The following is a 21,543-nucleotide window of genomic DNA, read 5'->3' on the forward strand; positions in this document are numbered from 1 at the left end:
TCACGGTTGAATCTCCGATCACGGCTGACTCTCCCGTGGGGTGCGGTGATCAGCGTTGGGCGGTGGTGCTGGCCCCGTCCAACGTCTCCCGGATGATGTCCGCGTGCCCGGCGTGCTGGGCCGTTTCCCTGAGCAGGTGCAGCAGGATCCGGCGCCCCGACCAGTGGACCGTCTCCGGCGGGGACCACGGAGTCCTGGGAAGCGGCACGGTCCGGTCCAGGTCCGGCAGGGCGCGCACGGTCTCTTCGACCGTCCGTGCCGCGGCCGCATACCGCTCCAGCAGCTCCGGGAGCGTTTCCGTCTCGGCCATGCGGTACTGCCCGGTGTCCAGCATGCCGTCCGGTAGCTCTCCGTCCCCCTTGGCCAGGATCTGCGCCCACACCTGCTCGCCGCGGGCCATGTGGTTGATGATGCCGCCCAGCGTCAGCTCGCTCACGGTGGTGCGCTGCCTCGCCTGTGCGTCGGTGATGCCGCGCACCGTGATCAGCAGCAGCTCACGCTGCTCGGCGAGCGCGCGCACCAGCTCGCCGCGCTCGCCGGGAAGGGAGGAGGCCGGGCTTTCCGAAGAATGAGTGGTCATGGGACGAACTTAGGGGCCATATAGGTCAGGTGCTGTCCTCATGGGTCAGTCCATGTCCTCGATGTCCGCTCGCCGTGCGGTTCCTACGGACTACCCGAACCGGCCGACGAAGTGGCGCTGCCAAGGGGTCTCCACCGCGCGCGGTGAGTAGTTCCGGCGGACGAAGTCGACGGCCTCCTGGGCGGGCAGACCGTCGAGCACCGCCAGACAGGCGAGAGCCGTGCCCGTGCGCCCGAACCCGCCGCCGCAGGCGATCTCGACCCGTTCGCTCTCCGCCCGTGCCCGTGCGTCCCGCAGGGCTTCGGCGAATCCGTCGCGGTCGGTCGGCAGCCAGAAGTCCGGCCAGCGCAACCACCGGCTTTCCCAGGCCACGGGCTGCGGACGGCGGCCCCGCAGGTAGAGCGCGAAATCCGGATGCGGTCCCGGCGGCAGGGGCTTCCGCAGCCCTCGGCCGCGGACCAGAATGCCGGACGGCAGGCGCAGGACCCCGGTCATGGTGGACGCCCAGGTGGAGTTCATGGGCGAAGGGTAATCACCAACGGCAGGGCGGCGAAGGCCATTTCAGCGGTGGCCGTACCTCTCATACCTGAGAGCTATCCGGCGAATGCGCTCCCCAGCGGGACGCGGGGCAAAAGGCCTGCTCCATAGCTTCTGTACCGGAAGCACGACCGGCTTCCGGTACGGAAGGATCGATCATCACCATGGCGCCCCGCCCGCGCACCAGACGTCTGTCGCGCACCCTGCTAGCCGCACTTGTCGCCGCCGCCGTGGCCGTGCCCGTTTCCGGCGCGGCGCGTCCCTCGGCCGTTCCGGCGCCGGCCCCGGCCCCGCTCGCGCCGTTGCGGGCGGCCACCGCCGGGGAGCTCGCCGGGCGGTACGAAGTCAATCGTGCCGGGATCCGGGCGGCGGAGCGGATGGCCGCCCGCCACGGCGACCTGGTACGGGCGGCCGCGCTGCGCCCCATGGCGTCGCCCGCGCGGCAGTTCCTCACCTTCGACGGCCGGGACGGGGGCCGTACCGTCGAGGCGTTCGGCGATCTGGCACGGGCCCGGCGGATCGCCGTGCTGGTGCCCGGCTCGGACACCGGTCTCGACACCTACGGACGGCTGCGGGCCGGTGCGGTGGCGCTGCGACGGCAGCTGGGCGACCGGGCGGCCGTCCTCGCATGGCTCGGGTACGAGACGCCGGGGACGGTGAGCGCCGATGTGGTCTCGCCGGCACGTGCGACCGCGGCCGCGCCTCAACTTCGCTCGTTCATAGGCCAGTTGAGGTCGATGGTGGGTGTTGGCGTGCGGATCACCGTGCTGTGCCACTCGTACGGATCGGTGGTGTGCGGCCGGGCCGCGTCCGGGCTGGCGGTGGGGGACATCGTGCTGTACGGCAGTCCGGGCACCGGAGCCGACAGCGTCGCGGGGCTGCACACCCGGGCGAGGGTATGGGCGGGGCGCGGCGGCGACGACTGGGTCGCAGAGGTGCCGCACATGCGGTGGGAACTGCCTTTCTGCACCCTCGGGTTGGGCGCCGATCCGGTATCGCGTGCGTTCGGTGCCCGGCCGTTCGCGGCGGGTCCGGGCGGGCACAGCGACTACCTCAAGCCCGGTTCGCTGTCCCTGGCCAATCTCGCGCGGATCGTCAACGGGCAGCACCCGGTCGGGGAGGTCCGCCGTGCTGCGTGAGTCCGTCCGGCGGCACGTCTCCGCCCTGCACCACCTCGCCCGGCGGATCGACGCGGCAACCCCGGCCGACCGTGACCGGACCGTTGACGCGCTGCGTTCGCTCGCCATCCTCGGTGTGGTGCTCGGGCACTGGATGGTGACCGCCCTGGTCGCCGACAGCGGAACGGTGCGCGCCGTCAGCCCGCTGCACTTCCTGCCCCAACTCACGCCGGTTTCCTGGGTGTTCCAGACCCTGGCGGTGTTCTTCCTGGTGGGCGGGCAGGTGGCCGCGCAGAGTTACGCCGCGGCCCGGGCCCGCGGCCGGTCGTACCGGCGGTGGCTCGGCGCGCGGGTGTCCCGGCTGTTCCGGCCGGTCGCGGCGGTACTGGTGGTGTGGGGCGTGGTGGCGGCCGCGCTGCTCGCCTCCGGGATCCGGCTGGAGACCGTGCACACACTGGGCAAGCTGGTGCTGTCGCCGCTGTGGTTCCTGCTGGTCTTCACCGCGTTGACGGCCGCGACCCCCCTGGTCGCCAGGTTGCACCCGCTGTGGCCGCTGGCCGTCGTGCTGCATGTCGATCTGGTCCGGTTCGGCCTGGGCGGGCCCGGCCGGCTCGGCTGGATCAACGTGGCCGCGGGGTGGCTGGTGCCGTTCTGCCTGGGGGCGGCCTGGGCACGCGGCGGGCTGCGGGACCGTACGACCGGGTGGGTGCTGCTCGTCGGTGGCGCTGCCGTCACCGCCGGGCTCGTCGTATGGGGCGGCTATCCGGCGTCGATGGTCGGGGTGCCGGGCGCCGCGGTCTCCAACCTCAACCCGCCCACCCTCGCGGTCGTCACCTTCGGGCTGGCTCAGTGCGGGGCGGCCCTGCTGCTGATCGGGCCGCTGCGGCGGGCGCTGCGGCGCCCCGCGCTCTGGGCGGCGGTGGCACTGGTGAACCTCTCGGCGATGACGATCTTCCTGTGGCACCAGACCGCGATGATGGCGGTGACGGCGACCGGACTGCTCGCCGGTGACCCGCTGCCCGGCCTGCACACCCTGCCCGACGGGGCCGGCTGGGTGCTGGAACGGCTGGGCTGGCTTCCGGTGTTCGTGGTGGCCCTGGGGGTGTGCTGGGCGGCGTTCCACCCGTACGAGCAGGGGCGGCGGAAACGTCGCGGCGGCGGGCGGGGCATCCGCCGGCGGCCACCCGCCCTGGTGGGGGAGTACCCACCCGCCTCGGTGGTGGAAGGCCCGGCGTGTCTAAGGTGACGTTCGTGAAGACGGGGGGATGGCGGGGCCGGCGGCCGCTGGCCGGGGCGCCGTTGCGGGGGCTGCGGGCTCTGCGGAGGCTGCCGCGTACGCTGCGCGAGGATCTGTGGACGACCCGGGGTGCGCCGCTGCCGCGCCTCCCGGGGCCCAGCTGGCTGGACTGGCTGCCGGCGTTCGGGACGCTGTGGGTGCTGACCGCCGCGTGCCTGGCCGTGTTCGCCGTGGACTCGCTCCATGGGTGGCACGGGATGGAGGGGGGCTACGCCCTGCTGTTCGGTGCGGGTGAGGCGGTGGCGTTCGTCGTCGCGATGGTCCGCCCGGTGCCCGCCTGGTGGGCGGTGACCGTCATCATGGTCGCCGTGGCGCGGGTCTCCGAGCCGACCGTCGACCCGGGCGTGGTCTTCCCGTGGACGATCGAGGGGGTCGTCGCGCAGAGCGGGGTGCTGCTCCTGCTGGCGTTCCGGCACCGGCTCCGGGTGGCGGTCGAGGCGCTGGTGATCACCCTCGTGGCGGGGGTGGCCTGCAGTGCTTTGGTCACCGGGCCGCACAACTTCGACGTCGGGCGCACGGTACCGGTACTGATCACCGCGGTGGTGGTCGGCGCCGCGCTGCGCGACCGCTGGGTGGCCCGGGCCGAACTCGCCGAACAGGAGGTGCTCACCGCCGAGGAGCGGGCCCGGCGCACCCTCCTGGAAGAGCGCAGCCGGATCGCCCGCGAGCTGCACGACGTGGTCGCCCACCACATGTCGGTCATCTCCATCCAGGCGCAGGTCGCCCCGCACCTGGCCGAGAATCCGTCGGACGAACTGCGGGAGAACCTCGCGGGCATCCGGGAGAACGCCGTCGAGGCGCTGGCCGAACTACGGCGCGTACTGGGCGTGTTGCGCTCGGAAGAGGCCCTGGCGCACGGGACGCGGCACGCCCCGCAGCCGAGCCTCGACCGACTGGACGAGCTGATCGGCAAGGTGCGCGACGCCGGGGTCGAGGTCACCACCGAGACGGTGGGCGTCCCGCGGCCGCTGGCCCCGGGCCTGGAGCTGTCGGCGTACCGCATCGTGCAGGAGGCGCTGAGCAACGCGATGCGGCATGCGCCGGGCGCGGACGTACGGGTCACCCTCGGTCACCAACGGGCGGGCCTCAGCCTGCGGATCACCAACTCCGCACCGACCGGCCCCGCCCCACGGTCACCGGGCATCGGGCACGGACTGCTGGGGATGCGCGAACGGACCGCCATGCTCGGCGGCGAGCTGGCCACCGGCCGGACGCCCGACGGCGGTTACGAAGTCACCGCGTTCCTGCCCGCCGACGCCGCCCGGCCCGCCGCCGCACCCCCGTTCCCCGCTTCCGCCCTCACGAAGGACACCCCGTGACGCCCATCCGCGTACTGATCGCCGACGACCAGGTGATGGTCCGTCAGGGCTTTACGGTGCTGCTCAATGCGGAGCCGGGGATCGAGGTGGTCGGCCAGGCCGTGGACGGCCTCGACGCCCTCGACAAGATCGCCGAACTCGTCCCGGACGTCGTCCTGATGGACGTCCGGATGCCCCGGCTCGACGGTATCGAGGCGACCCGCCGGATCGCCGAACCGGCCGGCGCCACCGTCAAGGTCCTGGTGCTGACCACCTTCGACCTCGACGAGTACGTCTACGAGGCGTTGCGCGCCGGCGCCTCCGGATTCCTGCTCAAGGACGCCTCGGCGGCCGAACTCGCCCATGCCGTACGGGTGGTGGCGTCTGGTGATGCACTGCTCGCCCCGAACATCACCAAGCGGCTCATCACCGAGTTCTCCCGCGTCACCCGCACCCGGCGGGCCCCGCTCAAGACCCGGGTCGGCGATCTGACCGAACGGGAGACCGAGGTGCTGTCCCTGATCGCCCAGGGGCTGTCGAACGGTGAGATAGCCGAGCGCCTGGTCGTGGCGGAACAGACGGTCAAGAGCCATGTGGGCCGCATCCTGACCAAACTGGCCCTGCGCGACCGGACCCAGGCCGCGGTGTTCGCCTACGAGACGGGGGTGGTGCGGCCGGCGGGCCATTGAGCCGGGCGGGCGCCCCTGCGACGGCGGCCCTCAGGATGGGTATGCGTCCTGAAGGCCGCCGTGGCGTCAGCGGGTCTGGGGTCGTTCGAAGCCTCAGCGGTTCTTGGACCAGTCGACGCCTCAGCGGTTCTTGGGCCGGCGAAGCCTCAGCGGGTCTTGGGGCGGTCGAACCAGACCGTGGCGAGCGTCGGTACGAGTCCCGCCCAGAACAGCACCTGCGCCAACGGCCGTTCCGCCCAAGGCACTTCGGCGATCAGCAGGGCACACAGCATGGCCCAGGCCGCCTGGGTCACCACGACGCGGGACCATCCGTGGCGGCGGATCAACGACCGCACGTTGAGCCGGACGCCGGCGCGCCGACGCCGGTAGCGCAGCAGTCCGCCGACGAGCCAGATCACGGTCATCGGCACGAGATACCACAGGCGCTGCCCGAGCGACAGCGGCAACTCCCGCTGCACCTCGCCGTCCACGGCGAACAGGTCCATCATCGCCCCGGCCAGGCCCACGCAGAGCAGGGCCAGCCACCGCACCCCGCGCAGCATGCGGTACGTCGCCCGGTCCAGGCCCTGTTGCATCTCGGCGGAGTTCGGTACGGCGGCGAGCCCGGTGGCGTACAGGTCGGCGGCCTGGGCGGCCGGGACCCCCGGGGCCTCCGCAGCCTTCCGGGTCTGCCGGGCCAGCGCCTCGGCGTGGGTGGGGTCGATCCGCAGGATGGCCTGGTTGAGCTGCTCACCGAGCGTCCGGTTGCCGGAGAAGTCGGCGATCTGCTGGGCGACTTCGTGGGCGTAGACCTCCTCGGGGCCCAGCCGCAGCGCCTCTCCGGCCAGATCGGCCGCCTCGCGCATGACCTCCGCCATGTCCTCGGGGCGGAGTTCCCTGGCGCCGGTCGCCCGGGCGTGACGGACCATGGACATACGGCTCACGGCGTCGGCGAGCATCGCGTAACCGAACCAGTGGTGCGGATCGGCCCGGACCGCCTCGCGCAGTACGGGCTCCGCCTCGCGCCATGCCCTGTCGGGTATCCGGGTCAGTGCCCGGGCGCGCAGGATGAGCCCCCCGAAGTCCCCGGGAGCCAGTTTGAGCGCCTCGTCAGCCGCGTCGAGGGCGCGTGCCGGCTGCTGGGTGTTCAGATGGCAGTAGCCGGTCTTGACCCAGGCGTCGGTGTCGTCGGGGTTCTCGGCGAGGTGCTGTGCGAGCACGGCCAGCGCCTGGTCGTAGCGGTCGAAATCGATGAGCGCCTGGGCCTGTTCGACGGCCGGGTGCAGTGTGGTCACAGCTTGCGCCTCTTCTTCAGATAGGCCACGAGGTCGTCGTACATCCCGCCGTCGTTCGCGTACATCGCCACATTGCGGGCGGCCGCGAACCACGGCTCCGTCGAGGGCGCGATCTGTCCCGCCGCGGCCAGCAGGTCCTTCATCCCGATCATGCGTACGGTCCCGGTACGCGCCGAGTCCAGCAACGCGTGCTCGGACGCGGCCTCGCACACATGGGCCAGATCGGCGCCGGACAGCCCGTCCGTGGCCTTGACGAGCTTGCCCAGGTCGACGTTCTCGATGGGCCGCTCCCGCAGGTGGTAGCGGAGGATCGCCTCCCGGGCCGACGCGTCGGGCGGCAGCACCAGCAAGGTCCGGTCCAGCCGGCCGGGCCGGCGCAGGGCGATGTCCACGTCCCAGGGCACGTTGGTGGCGGCCAGCACGAAAACACCCTCGTTCGCGTCCGCATCGACGCCGTCCAGCTCGGTCAGCAACTGATTGACGGTGTTGCGCATACCGGCGCTCTGGGTGCGGCTGCGCTTGCCGCCGAGCGCGTCGAGTTCGTCCAGGAAGACCACGCACGGCGCCTGCCTGCGCGCCGTCCGGAAGAGCTCGTGCATATTGCGCTCGGAGTTGCCGATCCACATGTCGAGCACATCGCTGACCGATACCGACAGGAAGCTCGCCCCGAGCTCACCGGCGACCGCCCGTGCGATGAAGGTCTTGCCGCAGCCGGGCGGCCCGTACAGCAAAAGCCCGCCGCGCAGACTCTTGCCGTACAGACGGCGCAGCTCCGGATTGCGCAACGGCGCCAGGAACGCAGCCTCCAGCCGCTCCTTGACCTCCTGCATACCGCCCACATCGGCGAGCCGAACGGCCCCCGGCCGCTCCACGTCCCACGCGGCCGCCTCCCCGGGATCGCCACTGCCGTCAACGGCAAGCGGCGCCTCCACGAACCGGGGCGGCACGACGTCACCGACCTGGTCTTCGGCGGCTTTCCAGTCGAAACGGGATGCCTGCGCCGGCGGTGGGGTGGGGGTGGGCGCGGGGTTGGGTGTGGGGGAGTTGGGTGTGGGTGTGGGGGCGGGGCTGGTGGGGTGGTCGGCGGGGTGGATGGGTGCTTGGGCGGGTGCCGGGGGGTGCGGTGGTTGGGGTGCGGGGTCGGCGGGGTGGTGGTCGGGCGCCGGGGTCTGCGGTGGCACGGGAAGTGCGGCCTCGCCGTGCTGGGTTGCCGACGTGTCCGTCAGTGCCCGGAGCATCAACTCCCGTGCCTGGAGGTCGGTGGGCGCGTGCTGCAGTGCTACCGCGACCTCGCTGACCGCGGCGTCGTCGAGCCCCCCGGCCAGCAGCAACTCGGCGAGGTGCAACCGCAGGGGGACGTCATCGGGCGCCGCGGCAACAGCCGTACGCATGCTCTGGATCAGGGGGGATTCCGCCGACATGCCCCACACTTTACGAAGTCCAGACACGCGACCTGCGACTGGCCTGCCTGAACCGGTGTCAGTGCGTGCGGGGGGCGGACCGATCGATGGAGCGCGGGCGGCGGGGCCGTCAGCACCACGTCTTTGGGTGAACGTCCTTGGGTGGCTGAAGGTCTGGGGCGAGCCGACCGCGTAGCGACTGTGCTCCTCGCATCCAGGCACCGCCCCGACGCGGTCCAGGGCCCATCCAGACGCCAACTGGTGGGCGCGTCAAGCCGGTTGAGGCATCCGCTATGGGATCAAGCCTTTGCCCACCGACCATCAAGGTTGAATACATGGATCGGCGTCTCGAACTGAACGCTCCATTTTCCCATGAAGAATCCGCCCAAGGCCAGTCTCACGGTTTGGGTCTCCAGAGCCGAAGTGGGGGCAGCCTCCGAGAGGACAACCCTGAGGTTGGCATCGGGCTCCTGCTGGGGAATGGGAAGGTCCGAACCTTCCAGGACATCGGCCTCCAATCGTTGGCTCCCGTTGGAAGTTGAGACGCCAGTGACATCCGAACTGAAGAAACTGAATGCCGCTGCCAAGGTACTTCCGGCGCCGGGTACCCCGCTATCGACGAATCGCTCGAAATCAAACCGCACCCGAGGGCTTCCGTCATTGTCTTCGATCTCCATGCGGACCGGAAAGAGCCCTATCTTGTCAGTCGGCACAAACATCATTCTCTCCCTTCAGGGGTGGTCAGAGGCCTTGTCGGCGACTGTTCGCCAAGGGGACCCGGTGGGCACATCCGGATCCGTGTCGTTTATGTACCGGAGCCCTGGGACAACTCCCGGACATCCTCGCCGGGCCGGGAATGAGCGTGTACTGGCCAGCCGGGCAGGTATCGGCCGTCCCGAAGTGTCGGCCGTCCCGAGTTGCGCCGCTCGCGCGATAGGCGCCTAATTCGACGTCAGGGAGGTTCCTCTATCGGAACCAATCCTGCTCTCATGGAACGCCGAATGGGTCCGACCCGCCAGTCGATGTTTCCGGGGCTCGACCGGGGACTTGGATATCACCACGCCCCTCTCGGCGCCACGCTACCCACGGATGTCGAGGTGGGTGCGGACGCGGACGCGGGCCCGGGGTGGGTGATGGGTCTGCCCGCGAGGAGAGGCTGACCAACTAGATGCTACCTACATCTACTCTCTGCATCGGGTCGCGGGGTGAGCTTCAGATAGTGAGCGCTATTGACATAGTGAACGCTATCTGTAGCGTGGAAGGTATGAGCGCGGATGCCGACCACACCCCGAAGCGCCGGCCGACCAGGGCAGAGGCCAAGGCCCGCACCCGACGGCTGCTGCTCGACGCCGCCGCGCGCACGTACGCGCGTAAGGGATTCGCCGCGGCCTCCGTGGAGGAGATCGCCGAGGCGGCGGGCTTCTCCATCGGCGCGGTCTACTCGAACTTCGGCAGCAAGGACCGGCTGTTCGTGGAGCTGCTGAAGGAACGCGCGAGCGAGCAGGTGTCCCGGGCGACCGAGATCGTGGCCCACGCACAGACCGGCGATGACCCGGTCCCGGCACTCGGCCGGCTGCTGGCGAACGCCGCCGACAAGGACCCGGATTTTGCTCCGCTCCAGGCCGAGTTCTGGCTCTACGCGGTGCGCAACCCCCCACTGCTGGAAACGCTGGCGGAGGAGCTGCGCGGCCCGCGGGCCGAGCTGGCGAGCCTCATGGGCAAAGCGCTGGAGCACGTCGGAGCGCAGCCGAGCGTGTCCGCCGATGCGGTCGCCACCATCGCGATGGCGCTCTTCCAGGGGTTGCTGCGCCAGCGCCGGATCGACCCGGCCAGCGTGCCGGACGAGCTGCTGGGCCAGGCGATGCGGTGGCTGTTCGCCGGAATCGCAGCCAACGGCACGGCAGCCGGAACCCAGGCCCCCGAGGCCCCCACACCCGGCCCCCAGGCCCCCAACGCCACCGCACCCACCGACCCGCCACCCCTCGATTCATCTCCCGATTCTTCTTCCGAGGACGACGAGGAGAAGTGATGACCCACGTCGACGCCACGGCCGCCCTGCCGTCGCTGCAGGACCTGCTCGACCCGCGTAATCAAGCCGACCCGTACCCGCTCTACTCCCGCTGGCGCACCCAGGCGCCGCTCGCGCGTCTCGACGAGCAGCTCCTCGTGCTCACCCGGTACGAGGACTGCGCCGCGGTACTTCGCGACGCACGGTTCGGGCACGCGGAAACCGACGACCCCCGCTTCACCGGCCGGTCCCGCCCGGCCCTCGAGGTCCTGGTCGATGAAGACGGTCGCCCCGTACGCGGCTTCCTGGGCCTGAACCCGCCCAGCCATACGCGCCTGCGTTCCCTGGTCTCCCAGGCATTCACCAGGCGACGCGTGGAGCTCCTGGCACCGCGGATCGAGGAGCTCACCGCCGAGTTGTTCACGGCCATGGAGAGCGCGCCGGGGCCGGTCGACCTCATCGAGGGTCTGGCCACGCCGCTCCCCGTAGCGGTGATCAGCGAACTGCTCGGCGTACCCGATGCCGACCGCCACCGGATGCTGATGTGGTCCCACGCGGTGGCGCGTGCCCTCGTCCCCGACTTCCTCCTGCCGCCCGGTGCCGCCGAACAAGAGGCGCAGGCCCGCCGGGAGTTCACCGACTATCTGCGCGAACTCGTCGTCGAGCGTCGTCGCACACCGGGTGACGACCTGCTCTCCGCGCTGGTCAGCGTGCACGACGGCGGTGACACCCTCACCGAGAACGAACTGCTGGCCACCTGCACGCTGCTGCTGATCGCCGGGCACGAAACCACCGTCAACCTGATCGGCAACGGCACACTGGCTCTGCTGCGCCACCCCGACCAACTGGCGCGCCTGCGCAGCGACCCGGACCTGACCGAGAACGCGGTGGAGGAGCTGCTTCGCTACGACTCGCCGGTCCAGCTCACCGTCCGTTTCGCCCTGCAGGACGCCGAGGTCGCCGGGGTCCCGGTACCGGCGGGCACCACGCTGCTGCTGCTGATCGGCGCGGCGAACCGTGACCCCGCGGCGTACGAGCGCCCCGAGCGGTTGGACATCGGCCGCACGCCCGTCCGGCACCTCGCGTTCGGCCAGGGCATCCACTTCTGTCTCGGTGCTCCGCTCGCCCGTCTCGAAACCCGGATCGCCCTGCGCATGCTGCTCCAGCGCGCCCCGCAGGTCCGACTGGCCGGCGATCCCGAGTGGAAGGACCACATCACCCTCCGCGGCCTACGCCGCCTCCCCCTCTCCCTCGACTGACGCCCCCTCCCAACGGCTGCGCACGAGACACCAACATCGCCCACCCCATCCCAGGCACCCCCAACCCCAGGCACCGCCAACCCCGGGAACCCCCGACCCCAGGACCCGCCCAGGCACCCACCAACCCACGTACGCACCCACCACCCCGCCCCACCCCACCCCACGCCGACCCACCCGCGCACCCACAGCTCGCCCCGCCGCATCAGCCCCCGGAGGCAGCCATGCCCACCCCCACGCGCCACCCTCCCCCCACCCCCACCAGCAACGCTGCGAAACCCCGGGTCCCGGCCCCATCCCAAGCCCCACCCCCAGCCCCACCCCAGGCCCCACCCCAGGCTCCATCCCCAGACATGGCTCCCGGCAGGAGGCACCCGACCAAGCCCTACCTCGCGTACCCCACCGCCGGACTCGTCATCGGCGCCGCCTGGGCCGTGAACGAGGGGACACCGCCGTGGGAGCACGCCGCGAAGCTACTGGTCCTCCTGTTCGTCGCCGCCCCGCTGTTGCACCTCGCACGCCGCCGCCGTGAGGCCCGGCGCACGGAACACCAGCCCCCGCACGACCAGCCCGCGCACCACCGCACGCATCTGTCGTTCGTCCGGCTGGCCGTCGCCAAAATCGCCTTGCTCGCCCTCGCGCTGGGCGCCAGCTGCCTGTTGGACGATGCGCTCGACCACCCCGACCTTGCCGTCGCAGCCGGCTTGACCGCCGTCGTCGGCCTCCTCGGACCGCTCCTCCACCGCTTCCTGCTGGCGCGCGCACGGAACGCCCACCCATAGGGCGACTCCGCAGCTAGCAGCAAGATCGCGGGTTTCCAGGCGGACGGGAAATGCGCATCCTCGGGTGAGTTGCCGCCGTAGCGGACATCAGGACGCCGGTTAGGATGCCCGAGAATGTAAGCAAATGTCTGCTGATGCGGACGCTATCGATTTACGGTCGGCCGGTGCTCGCTGGTGTGGTCGGGCGGGCCGGGCCTCGGTTCGCTCGTGGAATGGGCGTTTTTACGGCCGAGCGCGAGACGAATCGGGCACCCCGAAAAGAGAGGACGCTGCGTGAGCGTGCAACGGGTGGGGGTCGTCGTGCACGGGGGGCGGCCTGGCGCCGTGGCGGCAGCGGATGTGGTGCGACGGTGGTGTGAGCGGCAGGGTGTCGGCTGCGTCGCCATCGACGTGTGGGGAACGGGCGAACAACGGCGGGATGCGCGCGAGGAGGTCGACGCGGCCGGCAGTCCCGACCTGATCGTCACCCTCGGCGGAGACGGTACGTTCCTGCGCGGAGCCCGCCTGGCCGCGCAGAACGACGCGCTCGTCCTCGGCGTCGACCTCGGCACCCTCGGCTTTCTGACCGAGGTGCCGGCCGACGAGGTCGAGCGCGCGCTGGAGGCCGTTCACCGCGGCCATGTGGAAGTCGAGACCCGGCTGATGCTGACGATGCGAGCCTCCTGTCCGCTGGAGCTTCCCGAGGGGATGGAGACGCTCCTGCGCTACGGGCGGGGGCCTGCGTTGCCGCCTCCGCCGGTGCGACCCGACTGTGCCGTCGCCCAGGACTGGGGGGTGGCCCTGAATGTGACGGCCCTCAACGACATCGTTCTGGAGAAACTGGCACGCGATCGGCAGGTCGCCCTCGGCGTGTACCTCGCGGGCCGACTGCTCGCCTCCTACTCCGCCGACGCCGTCCTGGTCGCCACACCCACCGGATCCACCGCCTACAGCTTCGCCGCCGGCGGCCCCGTCATCTCACCACGAGCCGACGCGATCATCTTCACCCCCGTCGCCCCACACATGACCTTCAACCGCTCGGTGGTCGCCGCCCCCGACGAGGCCGTCGCCCTCCGCGTCCTGAAACATTCCGGCCATGCGGCGGTGAGCGTCGACGGCCAATTGCGCGGCGTGTTGGCTCCGGGGGACTGGATCGGTGTCTACGCGGCTCCACAGCGGTTGCGCGTAGTGCGACTGGAGCCGACCGACTTCTACGGCAGGCTGCGCGAGCGCATGCGCCTGACCGATGCTCCCGCGGCCGTCGACACCGACGTCACCCCCATGTGGCCCCACACCACCCCGGCGCCTGATGACCTCGCCCATCTGCGGCTTCCGCCCCTGCCCGCGGACGTCGACTGACCGGTACACCGGATAGCGGTATAGCGGTATAGCGGTATAGCGGTATCTCGGCATACCGGGATGGCGGCATGGCGGCATGGCGGCATCTCCTGGCCCGGCCCGAGGGCGTCGCACCGCCATCGTGGCGAAGGCACGTCACGGCTGGTCAGGGCTACAACACGGCCCCATGCGTCCGTGCTTGGCGTCAGCCGATCGCGCGAGGCGGCTCGGGGAGTGCCAGGCCCGCGAGGAACCATGCCTCGATGGTCTCGTCGACGGTCACCATCGCCTGCCCGTCCGGGGTGAACGAGACGATCTGGCGGTTCGGGTCCGCCCACAACGTTCGCGCGGTCGAGTCGAAGAGCACCGAGCCGTTGCCCGTCGAGACGAAGGCGTACGGGCCGCGGTCGGTCCACACGGCGCGGGTTCCGGCACCGGCGAGCACCGAGTGCGTGCCGATCTCGACCGGGAACTCCGTCGGCCGGATCAGCTCACCGACCGTGCCAGCGGGATCCAGACTCAGCAACTGGGCTGTGGGTGCGGCGTCATCGGCCACGCGGCCCAACGCGAACACGGCGGTGCTGTCCGGGGCCAGCGCGAGGGCGTGCACATGGCTGAGCCGGGTCGGGGCGGTGACCACTACGGCGCCGCTGTCGACCTCGCGGACCACCACACGGCCCTCCTGCGACGTGTGCACCAACAGCCGGCCGTTCACGTCCAGCGCGACGGGGCCGAACGCCTGCTGCTCGGCCGGAACGGTCAGCAGCACCCGGCCCGTATCCGCCTCCATGACGGCGACCCGGCCGGATACGCAGGTGCCGATGGCCACCCGGCAGCCGTCGCCGCTGAAGCCGATCCGGACGGGGTCGTCCATGCCGAGACTTCCTTCGCCTTCGCCTTCGCCTTCGAAGTCGTCCTCGTCATCATCATCGAGGTCGTCCTCGTCATCAAAGTCGTCCTCGTCAGCGAAGTCGGCTTCGTCCTCCTTCTCACCACCGTCGTCGAGGTCGTCCTCGTCGTGCGGGGCGGAGGACCCGGACGACACCGGGAAGGTCCACATCTCCTCGCCGGTCTCGGCGGTCCACGCGTGCAGGCGGCCTTCGACGGAGGTCACCACCATCCGACCGTCCGGGCTGACCTGCATGTCGTGGGGCTCGTCGTGATAGTCGGCTCCGTTGAGGAACCAGGTCAGCCGGTCCTTCTCCACGGTGTCCCAGCGGGCGATGTCGCCGCCGTTGTGGTGCCACTCGGCCGCCGCGCCCAACGCCACCCAGGACAGGTCGGAGGGCGCCGCCACCGCGGTCGCCCCGTGGTAGAAATACGCCTCGTCGAGCCCCGACTCCTCGGCCTCCTCCGTCTCCTCGCCCACCACGGACTCGCCGTCGGCAACGTCAAGGTGTCCGAGGTGGCGCACTCCGGCGAGGGAGTGGTACGGGCGCACATCGCCCGCCGTCCACCGGGCCCACCAGTCGTCGGGCATCGGACGCTGCTGCGCGGGCCACGCCAGCACCCGGGGCGCGACAGCGTCCAGTCCCTCCTCGTCCAACTCCGCGAGAAACAGGCAGACTTCATGCCAGATCTGCTTGGTCGGGTGCGCCTTCAGCAGTTCGTCAAGGGAGCTCATGGCAACGGCGTCCTACGTGGTGCGGAGGTCGGGGGAGGGGAGGGGGAAGGGAGGGGGTGGGCATGGACGCCGTCGTCGGGCGACGCGATCACCAGGGTGCGGCCGTCGGGCGTGAGCGTGGCGGCGATCCGCGGGCCGGGGACGTCCACCGAGAGGATGGCGGAGCCGCTGGCGAGGTTCCAGACGGTGACGCGGTGCGGGTCCACGATCGGCACGCGGGGTTCGGCGCCGCACCATACGGGCCGCAGGTTGATCCGGTCGACGCGTTGATCGGTCGGCAGAACCACGGGTTCCGGGTCGTGGGCCCCACCGTCGGCCGGTTCGTCGGCCAGGCCGTCGACCGGGTCGTCGACGGGATCGTCGGCCGGGTCGTTCAGGTCGAGGATCGTGGCCACCGTCTCGCCCGGCCGGGCGCCCACGACGGCCAGCGCGGCACCGTCCGGACGGAACGCCAGACCGTTCGCCCAGGGGATGCCGGTGCGGTGCTCGGTGTGCGTTCCGCTGCCGACTTCCTGCACGACAACCCCCTCGTCCTCCTTCAGGAACGAGCGGCGAGGGCGGCAGAAGGCCAGGCGTGATCCATCGGCGTTCAGGGCGACGGTTCCCTCGCCCACCACCCGGTCGTCGTACGCGAGGTCCTTGAAGGTCTCGCGGATGTCGTGGTGGACACGCCGGGTCTGCGCGTCCCGGACGACGACGTTCTGGGTGAACGCATTGGCCGTGGCGAACGACCGTCCGCCGACCGCCACTTGGGCGAGCGGCAGGTCGAGCGATCCGCCGCTCCCGGTCATGCCGAGCGGCCACCGCTCGCCGGGGTCGTCGAGCGCCCAGCGGTAGAGGGAGTTGCGGCTGGCCATGGCGGTCAGCGCCGTGCCGTCGGGGTCGAAGAGGAGATCGTGGACACGGCGGCGATCGGGGATGGCCAGGCGGGTCACGGCCCCGTCCGCCAGCACCAGCACCTCGGCGAAGTCCCGGAACCACGGCGCGGCCGTCGCGATCGCCGTTCGACTCAGATCAGTGGTGACCGCGACCGCGGTGATCCGCTGGGGGACGGGCGAACGCGCGGGTAGCGGATGCGGTGTCGCCAAGTCTTCGGGCGCCGCAAGCCGTCGGACCGACATGGCATCTCCGATCCCCCGTGATGATCAACAAGTCGCCGAAAGTATAGGGACCACCACCGACGCGTCTCAGGCCGTCACGGAATCTCGTCGTGGAACGGACGGGAACTGGGACTGGAATGGGGACTGGAATCGGGGTGGCGTCGATCGGGAGAGCCGGAGCGCAAGTCCAACTGCCTGCAAGAACAGCCCCACAGCTCACTGGAGTGACGGGAGCGCACTGGAGTGACCAGAGATCGCTAAAGTGATGAGAATGCCCCTGCCCGACGACCGGTCCGCCCTGGATATGCTCGATGCCCACTTGGAGGCGCTCTGGGACGGAAGGGACCTTCCGCTGCCGGAAGTTGCGCCTGGGTGCGCCGCGGACGGGGCCAGGGAGCTTGTGCCGTGGGCCCTCGACCAGCTCCGGAGCATCCCCCGCGAGCCGAAGGACGTCTTCGGCCGCAGGGTCGGCAGCCTGCTGGCGGAGTTCCGTAGCCGTCGTTGTCCCTGGAACGCGGCAGCGCTGCGGCTGCTCGACGACACGTACACCTTCGCGGCCACCGGTCCTCGCCGGCACGAGCACTGGGCGCACGATGCCCTCGCCGTGATGCACCGGGCGGTCCCCGATCCCCGTGGCTGGGTGCGACTGGACCCGGATCGTCGCAATGCCGACGCTCGCCGCACCGTACCCGCGTACCCCTTCGACCCGCCGGCCGTGGCGGAGTTCCCCGACCGCCTGTACCGCCTGGAAGCGGATGCGGCGGTCGGTCTGCTCGCCGTCATGACCGAGGAGTGGCAGTCGGAACCCGCCCCCGTCCGCTCCCGCCCGGACCGGGACGCCGTGCTGGCCGACGCCCGGGCCTTGCTCAACCGGTATGGCTCCGAAGGGAGTTACTGGACCAACGCGATCGCCGCCGCGTCGAACCCGGCCCCGGACTTCCTCACGGCGGGCCTCCACGGCACTCGTTCCCATGGCTTCCGCACGTCCGCGTACCTCAACGGCATCGACTTGTTCGAGGACCTGGGCCTGATCGCGGTGACTGGCGACGAGGTGGGCGTCTTCTGGTCGTTCGGGGCCTACTGATGACTGGGCGGCCCCCGAAACGCCTCACGCGGGACGGTGCCGCTCACGCGGTTCCGGCCCCGAGGGTGCCCGCATCCGGCCGTCGCACCATGTAGACGTCGATCGGGTCCTCAGTCGTCACGGTGAACCCATGACGCTCGTACAGCCGCCGGGCGGCGCTGCCCTGCAGGACATTCAGGCGGACGAGTGCGCCCTCGGCGTCAATCCGCTTCAGCAGCGTTCGCAGCACGGCCGATCCGAGCCCCTGGCCCTGTAGGGCCGGAGCGAGATAGAAGTGCTCCAGCCATCGACCGTCCTCGGCGGGGCGCACGGTGACGGAGCCCGCGAAGGCGCCATCGGCCACGATGACCGACGTGTGCCGCGGGGAAAAGGAATCCCGCAGCCGCTGCCGGACCCGATGCTCGTCGAACCGTCCCAACCGCTCCAGGTCCGGGCGCATCACCGTCGCCCGCAACTCCGCGATTGCCTCGACGTCGGCCGGCTCGGCGGAACGCAGTGCCCATCCCGTAGGACGCTCCGACTCGCTCTCCGGCGCCGGGTGGCCTGGCCGCATCCCGTCCTCCCCCGCCCTCGTATCCATGGCTGGAGTATGCCAATGGCGCCCGCGCCCGCTGTATCACGTCCACGGAGCAAGATCGATCGTGTACCGGTCGGCCGTGCCGCGGTCAGAAACAGGTCGCCGCACCATTCATTCCTAATCATGCTAGGTTTATTCCTAAGAGCTCTAGCTAAGTCATGACAAGTCCTGTGCTCAGTACGGAAATTGGATGTGGGAGGTCGCATGGTGCGCGCGGGGATCACTGTCGCCAGGCTGACCCGGGCGGCCGCGGAGCTGGCCGACGAGGTCGGGCTGGACAAGGTCGCGGTGTCCGCGCTCGCGCGGCAATTCGGCGTCAAGGACGCCAGCCTGTACTCGCACATCAAGAGCCGGCGCGACCTGGTCGTTCGAGTGGCCCTGCTGGCGTCCGAGGAGATGACGGACCGGATCGGCGCGGCGGTGGCGGGCCGCTCCGGCAAGGCGGCACTCGTCGCCTTCGCCAACGCCTACCGGGGCTACGCGCTGGAGCACCCCGGCCGTTACGCGGCGACCCAGATACAGCTCGATCCGGAAGAGGTCCGCGACTCCACCGGATTGCGCCGCAGCATCGAGCTCACCTACGGCATGCTGCGCGCCTACGACCTCACCGAGCCGGACCTGACCGACGCCGGGCGCCTGCTGCGCAGCACCTTCCACGGCTATATCCACCTGGAGTTGAGCGGCGGCTTCGGCCACCCGCGCGCCGTCCAGGAGTCCTGGTCCCGTTCCCTCGACGCCTTGCATGTGCTCCTGGAGAACTGGCCGACCCGATCCGAGGGGGAAGAACAATGAACGAGCCCACCACCGGCACCCTCGATGTGCCCGGTGCCACCCTGCATTACGAATACCGCGGCCGCGGGCCGGTGCTGCTGCTGATACCGGGCGGCGCCGCGGACGCCGGGCTGTACGCGGCCATGACCAAGGAGCTGGTCACCCGCTACACCGTGGTGTCCTACGACCCGCGCGGCCTGTCCCGTAGCCGCCTCGACGGTCCGCTCACCGACCAGCGGGTCGAGGTCTGGAGTGATGACGCCCGCCGGCTGCTCGACCTGCTCGCGCCGAACGAGGAGGCGTCCGTACTCGGCAGCAGTTCAGGCGCCATCGTCGCCCTCGACCTGCTCGCTCGACACCCCGAACGGCTCCGCCGGGTCGTCGCCCACGAACCGCCGCTGCTGGAGCTCCTCCCGGAGCCGGCCCCGCACCGGGCGCTGTTCGCCGACGTACGCGAGACGTTCCGTACGCAGGGCGTCGGCGCCGCGATGGCGCGCTTCAGTGAGGGGCTGGGAGGCCGGCCGGGCGACCGGGCGACCGAACTGCCGCCGGAGATCCAGGAGATGGCTCCGCGCATGCACGCCAACCTGCCGGTCTTCCTGGAGCACATCCTGTGCCCGTTCTCGGGGAGCCGGCCCGATGTCGCCGCGCTGCAGCGCGCCGCGGACCGTCTGGTACTGGCGGTCGGCCGGGACTCGCGTACGCAGGAGCCGCTGTACGGACCGGCCACCCGGCTCGCCGATCTGACCGGCGGAAAGGCCGTGGAATTCCCCGGCGGGCACGTCGGCTGCACAGAGCACCCGAAGGAGTTCGCCCAGCAACTGGTAGAGGTTCTCTGAAAAGGCAGGTGTTCCGAAAAGCAGCGGGCCGCACCATGCATGCATGGTGCGGCCACGCTATGCCGCCAGAAGGCGGGCCGTTTCTCCGGTGAAGGTGGAAGGGCTGTCGGAGGAAACGGCCCGGGCCCGGGCGCGGCGGTGCCGGCTACTTGCTGCTGTGGTGCTTGGAGCTCTTGTGCATGGAGCCGCCGTGACCGTGGTGCTTCTTGTCCTTCCGCTTGAAGTCGTGGTGGTACTCGTGCCTTTCGACGCGGTGGACGATCAGACGACGCTGCAGGCCGTTGATGCAGGTGTTGCCGAAGGCCGGGTTCAACAGCCCCACGATGTTGACGCTGTTGCCACAGACGTTGATCGGAATGTGGATCGGGACCTGGATGAGGTTGCCCGACACCACCCCCGGTGAACCAACAGCGCCGCCGGCTGCGTTGCTGTCGGCGAATGCAGCCGATGTACCGCCCACAGCGGTGCCTGCCGCGAGAGCAGCCAGAGCGGTCATCCGCGTGATCCGTGACATACCTAACCTTCCGATTAATTCAAGCGACCCGTTGCCGCTTCCTGTCCTCCCCTTTCTCGGCACACACGTGCTCAATGTGAGGCCGCTGGAGCCCTTTTCACCCATTCGAGGAAGGAATGCGCACGGGGCGGTGAGGGCGATACCGATGTCCTTGAGGGGCGTTCACTCGGACGTGTGGCGGTGAAGACTGGCGACGACGGACTCAAGTTGCCCTGGGAAGTCGGACGGTGGGAGGCGCAGTGGAACACGGTGAGCGGGACGAGCGGGACGAGCGGGATGGATGGGATGCGCACTACGGCAGCGGGAAGTCCTTCCGTCCGCTGGGCGACGTGGAGCGGGCTCTGCTCCACGCACTCGTCCCGGCACCGGACGGCGGCGGTCGGGCGCTGGATGTCGGGTGCGGCCTGGGTGAGCTGGCCCGCCATCTGGCGGCCGAGGGCTACGACGTCGACGCGGTCGACTTCGCCCCGGCCGCCCTCCGGCTCGCCGCGGCCCAGCCACCCGCACCGGCTCGGGCTCCGGATACGGCTACGACCACGAACGACGTGCGCTTCGTCCGGTGCGACGCGCGTTTCGTCCCGTGCGACGTGCGCTTCGTCCGGTGTGACGTCGAGAGGGATGCGCTGGACGGTCTGCGCGCACCGTACGACCTCATCACCCTGCGCCTGTCCCTCGCCTTCCTCCGCGACCGCACCCGCGTACTGAACCGGCTGCGCGAACTCCTACGTCCCGGCGGCGCGATGGTCGTCATCACGCCCGTCGCCGATTCCGTCGGCGATTCCGCGCCCGACGGCAAGCGCGAGATCGCGCCTCATGAACTCGACGAAGCGGAGATCGCGCTGCTGACCGCCGGTTGGCACACCGTCGACCGCCGGGATGCCGAAGGGCTCGCCGTCCTCGTGCTGCGCACTCCGGTCTCCAGGCGGGTGGCGTACCGCAACAAGGGCCGTCCGTCCCCGCACGCGCTGACGGGTGCCGGTGTGGTGGTCACGGACGCGGCCGGGCGGGTGCTCCTGGGCCACTCCGTCCGAGGAGGGTGGGAGCTTCCGGGCGGGAAGAACGATGCGGACGAGTCGTTCACCGAGGCCGCCGTCCGGGAGCTGGCGGAGGAGACCGGGTTGCGGGCCGAGCCCGGTGACGCACGGCTGCTGGCGATCCTGATGGACTCCGTCCACGGCATCCCGCGCCTGACCGCCGCCGTGCGGGTCACCGCCTTCACCGGCGAACCGGTCGTACGCGAGCCGCACCTCATCCGCCGCTGGGAGTGGCACGAGGTCAACGACCTGCCGGCCCTGGCGCCCGGGCTGTTCACGCCGAGTGCGCACGTGCTGGACACCGTCTGGCCCGGCCTTCTGCCCGACCTGCCGCCCGTTCACCGGCACCCCCTGGTTTAGGGCCTGTTCGATGGGCCGGGGTGGGAAAGGCCCTGGTCGTCGCTCCACGGGCGCGGGTGCGGACCAGTTGCGGGCGTGCGACAG

21 protein-coding genes are annotated in these 21,543 nt (G+C 70.7%); 12 read left to right on the forward strand and 9 right to left on the reverse strand.

Annotation, left to right across the window (positions count from 1 at the left end; genetic code table 11):
• Positions 1-49: 49 nt before the first annotated feature.
• Positions 50-580, reverse strand: coding sequence for a DinB family protein (locus ACFV1J_RS04005; RefSeq protein WP_385855632.1), 531 nt, complete (start codon positions 578-580; stop codon positions 50-52).
• A 90-nt stretch (positions 581-670) separates the two neighbouring features.
• Positions 671-1,099, reverse strand: coding sequence for a protein-tyrosine phosphatase family protein (locus tag ACFV1J_RS04010; RefSeq protein WP_385855633.1), 429 nt, complete (start codon positions 1,097-1,099; stop codon positions 671-673).
• Positions 1,100-1,281: 182 nt separating this feature from the next.
• Between ACFV1J_RS04010 and ACFV1J_RS04015 the strand changes: the two genes are divergently transcribed.
• From ACFV1J_RS04015 to ACFV1J_RS04030, 4 genes are read left to right on the forward strand one after another with little or no spacing between them, the layout of a single operon-like run.
• On the forward strand, positions 1,282-2,256 hold the full coding sequence (locus ACFV1J_RS04015) for an alpha/beta hydrolase (RefSeq protein ID WP_385855634.1): 975 nt from the start codon (positions 1,282-1,284) through the stop codon (positions 2,254-2,256).
• Entirely contained in the window at positions 2,246-3,481 is a 1,236-nt protein-coding gene (locus ACFV1J_RS04020) for an acyltransferase (protein WP_385855635.1), read from the forward strand. The genes ACFV1J_RS04015 and ACFV1J_RS04020 overlap by 11 nt, the downstream gene beginning before the upstream one ends.
• 5 nt (positions 3,482-3,486) lie before the next feature.
• On the forward strand, positions 3,487-4,851 hold the full coding sequence (locus ACFV1J_RS04025) for a sensor histidine kinase (RefSeq protein WP_385855636.1): 1,365 nt from the start codon (positions 3,487-3,489) through the stop codon (positions 4,849-4,851).
• The gene (locus ACFV1J_RS04030; RefSeq protein ID WP_385855637.1) at positions 4,848-5,519 is read left to right on the forward strand and encodes a response regulator; all 672 of its coding nucleotides are present in this window, start codon (positions 4,848-4,850) and stop codon (positions 5,517-5,519) included. Before ACFV1J_RS04025 ends, ACFV1J_RS04030 begins: the two co-directional genes overlap by 4 nt.
• Positions 5,520-5,665: 146 nt before the next feature.
• Here the strand turns inward: ACFV1J_RS04030 and ACFV1J_RS04035 are convergent, their stop codons facing one another.
• The 3 genes from ACFV1J_RS04035 to ACFV1J_RS04045 all read right to left on the reverse strand — a co-directional run bounded on the left by ACFV1J_RS04035 (position 5,666) and on the right by ACFV1J_RS04045 (position 8,906).
• Positions 5,666-6,793, reverse strand: coding sequence for a tetratricopeptide repeat protein (locus tag ACFV1J_RS04035; protein WP_385855638.1), 1,128 nt, complete (start codon positions 6,791-6,793; stop codon positions 5,666-5,668).
• On the reverse strand, positions 6,790-8,214 hold the full coding sequence (locus ACFV1J_RS04040) for an ATP-binding protein (protein WP_385855639.1): 1,425 nt from the start codon (positions 8,212-8,214) through the stop codon (positions 6,790-6,792). Before ACFV1J_RS04040 ends, ACFV1J_RS04035 begins: the two co-directional genes overlap by 4 nt.
• 278 nt (positions 8,215-8,492) lie before the next feature.
• On the reverse strand, positions 8,493-8,906 hold the full coding sequence (locus tag ACFV1J_RS04045) for a hypothetical protein (protein WP_385855640.1): 414 nt from the start codon (positions 8,904-8,906) through the stop codon (positions 8,493-8,495).
• Positions 8,907-9,457: 551 nt separating this feature from the next.
• Between ACFV1J_RS04045 and ACFV1J_RS04050 the strand changes: the two genes are divergently transcribed.
• The 4 genes from ACFV1J_RS04050 (at position 9,458) to ACFV1J_RS04065 (ending at position 13,577) form a co-directional block, all read left to right on the forward strand.
• Positions 9,458-10,222: a TetR/AcrR family transcriptional regulator gene (locus ACFV1J_RS04050; RefSeq protein ID WP_385855641.1), complete on the forward strand. Its 765-nt coding sequence runs from the start codon at positions 9,458-9,460 to the stop codon at positions 10,220-10,222.
• Positions 10,222-11,460: a cytochrome P450 gene (locus ACFV1J_RS04055; protein WP_385855642.1), complete on the forward strand. Its 1,239-nt coding sequence runs from the start codon at positions 10,222-10,224 to the stop codon at positions 11,458-11,460. The genes ACFV1J_RS04050 and ACFV1J_RS04055 overlap by 1 nt, the downstream gene beginning before the upstream one ends.
• A gap of 350 nt (positions 11,461-11,810) precedes the next feature.
• Entirely contained in the window at positions 11,811-12,239 is a 429-nt protein-coding gene (locus tag ACFV1J_RS04060; RefSeq protein ID WP_385855643.1) for a hypothetical protein, read from the forward strand.
• Positions 12,240-12,512: 273 nt separating this feature from the next.
• On the forward strand, positions 12,513-13,577 hold the full coding sequence (locus tag ACFV1J_RS04065) for an NAD(+)/NADH kinase (RefSeq protein WP_385855644.1): 1,065 nt from the start codon (positions 12,513-12,515) through the stop codon (positions 13,575-13,577).
• 184 nt (positions 13,578-13,761) lie between these two features.
• On the opposite strand, the gene ACFV1J_RS04070 is transcribed toward ACFV1J_RS04065, so the two are convergent.
• The gene (locus ACFV1J_RS04070; RefSeq protein WP_385855645.1) at positions 13,762-15,180 is read right to left on the reverse strand and encodes a PQQ-binding-like beta-propeller repeat protein; all 1,419 of its coding nucleotides are present in this window, start codon (positions 15,178-15,180) and stop codon (positions 13,762-13,764) included.
• On the reverse strand, positions 15,177-16,301 hold the full coding sequence (locus ACFV1J_RS04075) for a hypothetical protein (RefSeq protein WP_385855646.1): 1,125 nt from the start codon (positions 16,299-16,301) through the stop codon (positions 15,177-15,179). The genes ACFV1J_RS04070 and ACFV1J_RS04075 overlap by 4 nt, the downstream gene beginning before the upstream one ends.
• A 250-nt stretch (positions 16,302-16,551) precedes the next feature.
• Here ACFV1J_RS04075 and ACFV1J_RS04080 point away from each other — a divergent pair, with 250 nt between their 5' ends.
• The gene (locus ACFV1J_RS04080) at positions 16,552-17,364 is read left to right on the forward strand and encodes a hypothetical protein (protein ID WP_385855647.1); all 813 of its coding nucleotides are present in this window, start codon (positions 16,552-16,554) and stop codon (positions 17,362-17,364) included.
• Between the two features lie 43 nt (positions 17,365-17,407).
• Here ACFV1J_RS04080 and ACFV1J_RS04085 read toward each other — a convergent pair whose 3' ends face one another.
• A complete protein-coding gene (locus ACFV1J_RS04085) occupies positions 17,408-17,917 on the reverse strand; it encodes a GNAT family N-acetyltransferase (RefSeq protein WP_385855986.1) in 510 nt (169 codons plus the stop codon).
• Between the two features lie 228 nt (positions 17,918-18,145).
• On the opposite strand from ACFV1J_RS04085, the gene ACFV1J_RS04090 reads away from it, so the two are divergent.
• Together ACFV1J_RS04090 and ACFV1J_RS04095 are read left to right on the forward strand one after the other, a co-directional pair.
• On the forward strand, positions 18,146-18,733 hold the full coding sequence (locus tag ACFV1J_RS04090) for a TetR/AcrR family transcriptional regulator (RefSeq protein WP_385855648.1): 588 nt from the start codon (positions 18,146-18,148) through the stop codon (positions 18,731-18,733).
• Entirely contained in the window at positions 18,730-19,551 is an 822-nt protein-coding gene (locus ACFV1J_RS04095; protein ID WP_385855649.1) for an alpha/beta fold hydrolase, read from the forward strand. The genes ACFV1J_RS04090 and ACFV1J_RS04095 overlap by 4 nt, the downstream gene beginning before the upstream one ends.
• A 145-nt stretch (positions 19,552-19,696) precedes the next feature.
• Here ACFV1J_RS04095 and ACFV1J_RS04100 read toward each other — a convergent pair whose 3' ends face one another.
• Entirely contained in the window at positions 19,697-20,047 is a 351-nt protein-coding gene (locus tag ACFV1J_RS04100) for a chaplin (protein WP_385855650.1), read from the reverse strand.
• A 257-nt stretch (positions 20,048-20,304) separates the two neighbouring features.
• Here ACFV1J_RS04100 and ACFV1J_RS04105 point away from each other — a divergent pair, with 257 nt between their 5' ends.
• Positions 20,305-21,459: an NUDIX domain-containing protein gene (locus ACFV1J_RS04105; RefSeq protein ID WP_385855651.1), complete on the forward strand. Its 1,155-nt coding sequence runs from the start codon at positions 20,305-20,307 to the stop codon at positions 21,457-21,459.
• Positions 21,460-21,543 lie beyond the last annotated feature (84 nt).

It is taken from the genome of Streptomyces sp. NPDC059649 (assembly GCF_042734445.1).
GTDB lineage: Bacteria > Actinomycetota > Actinomycetes > Streptomycetales > Streptomycetaceae > Streptomyces.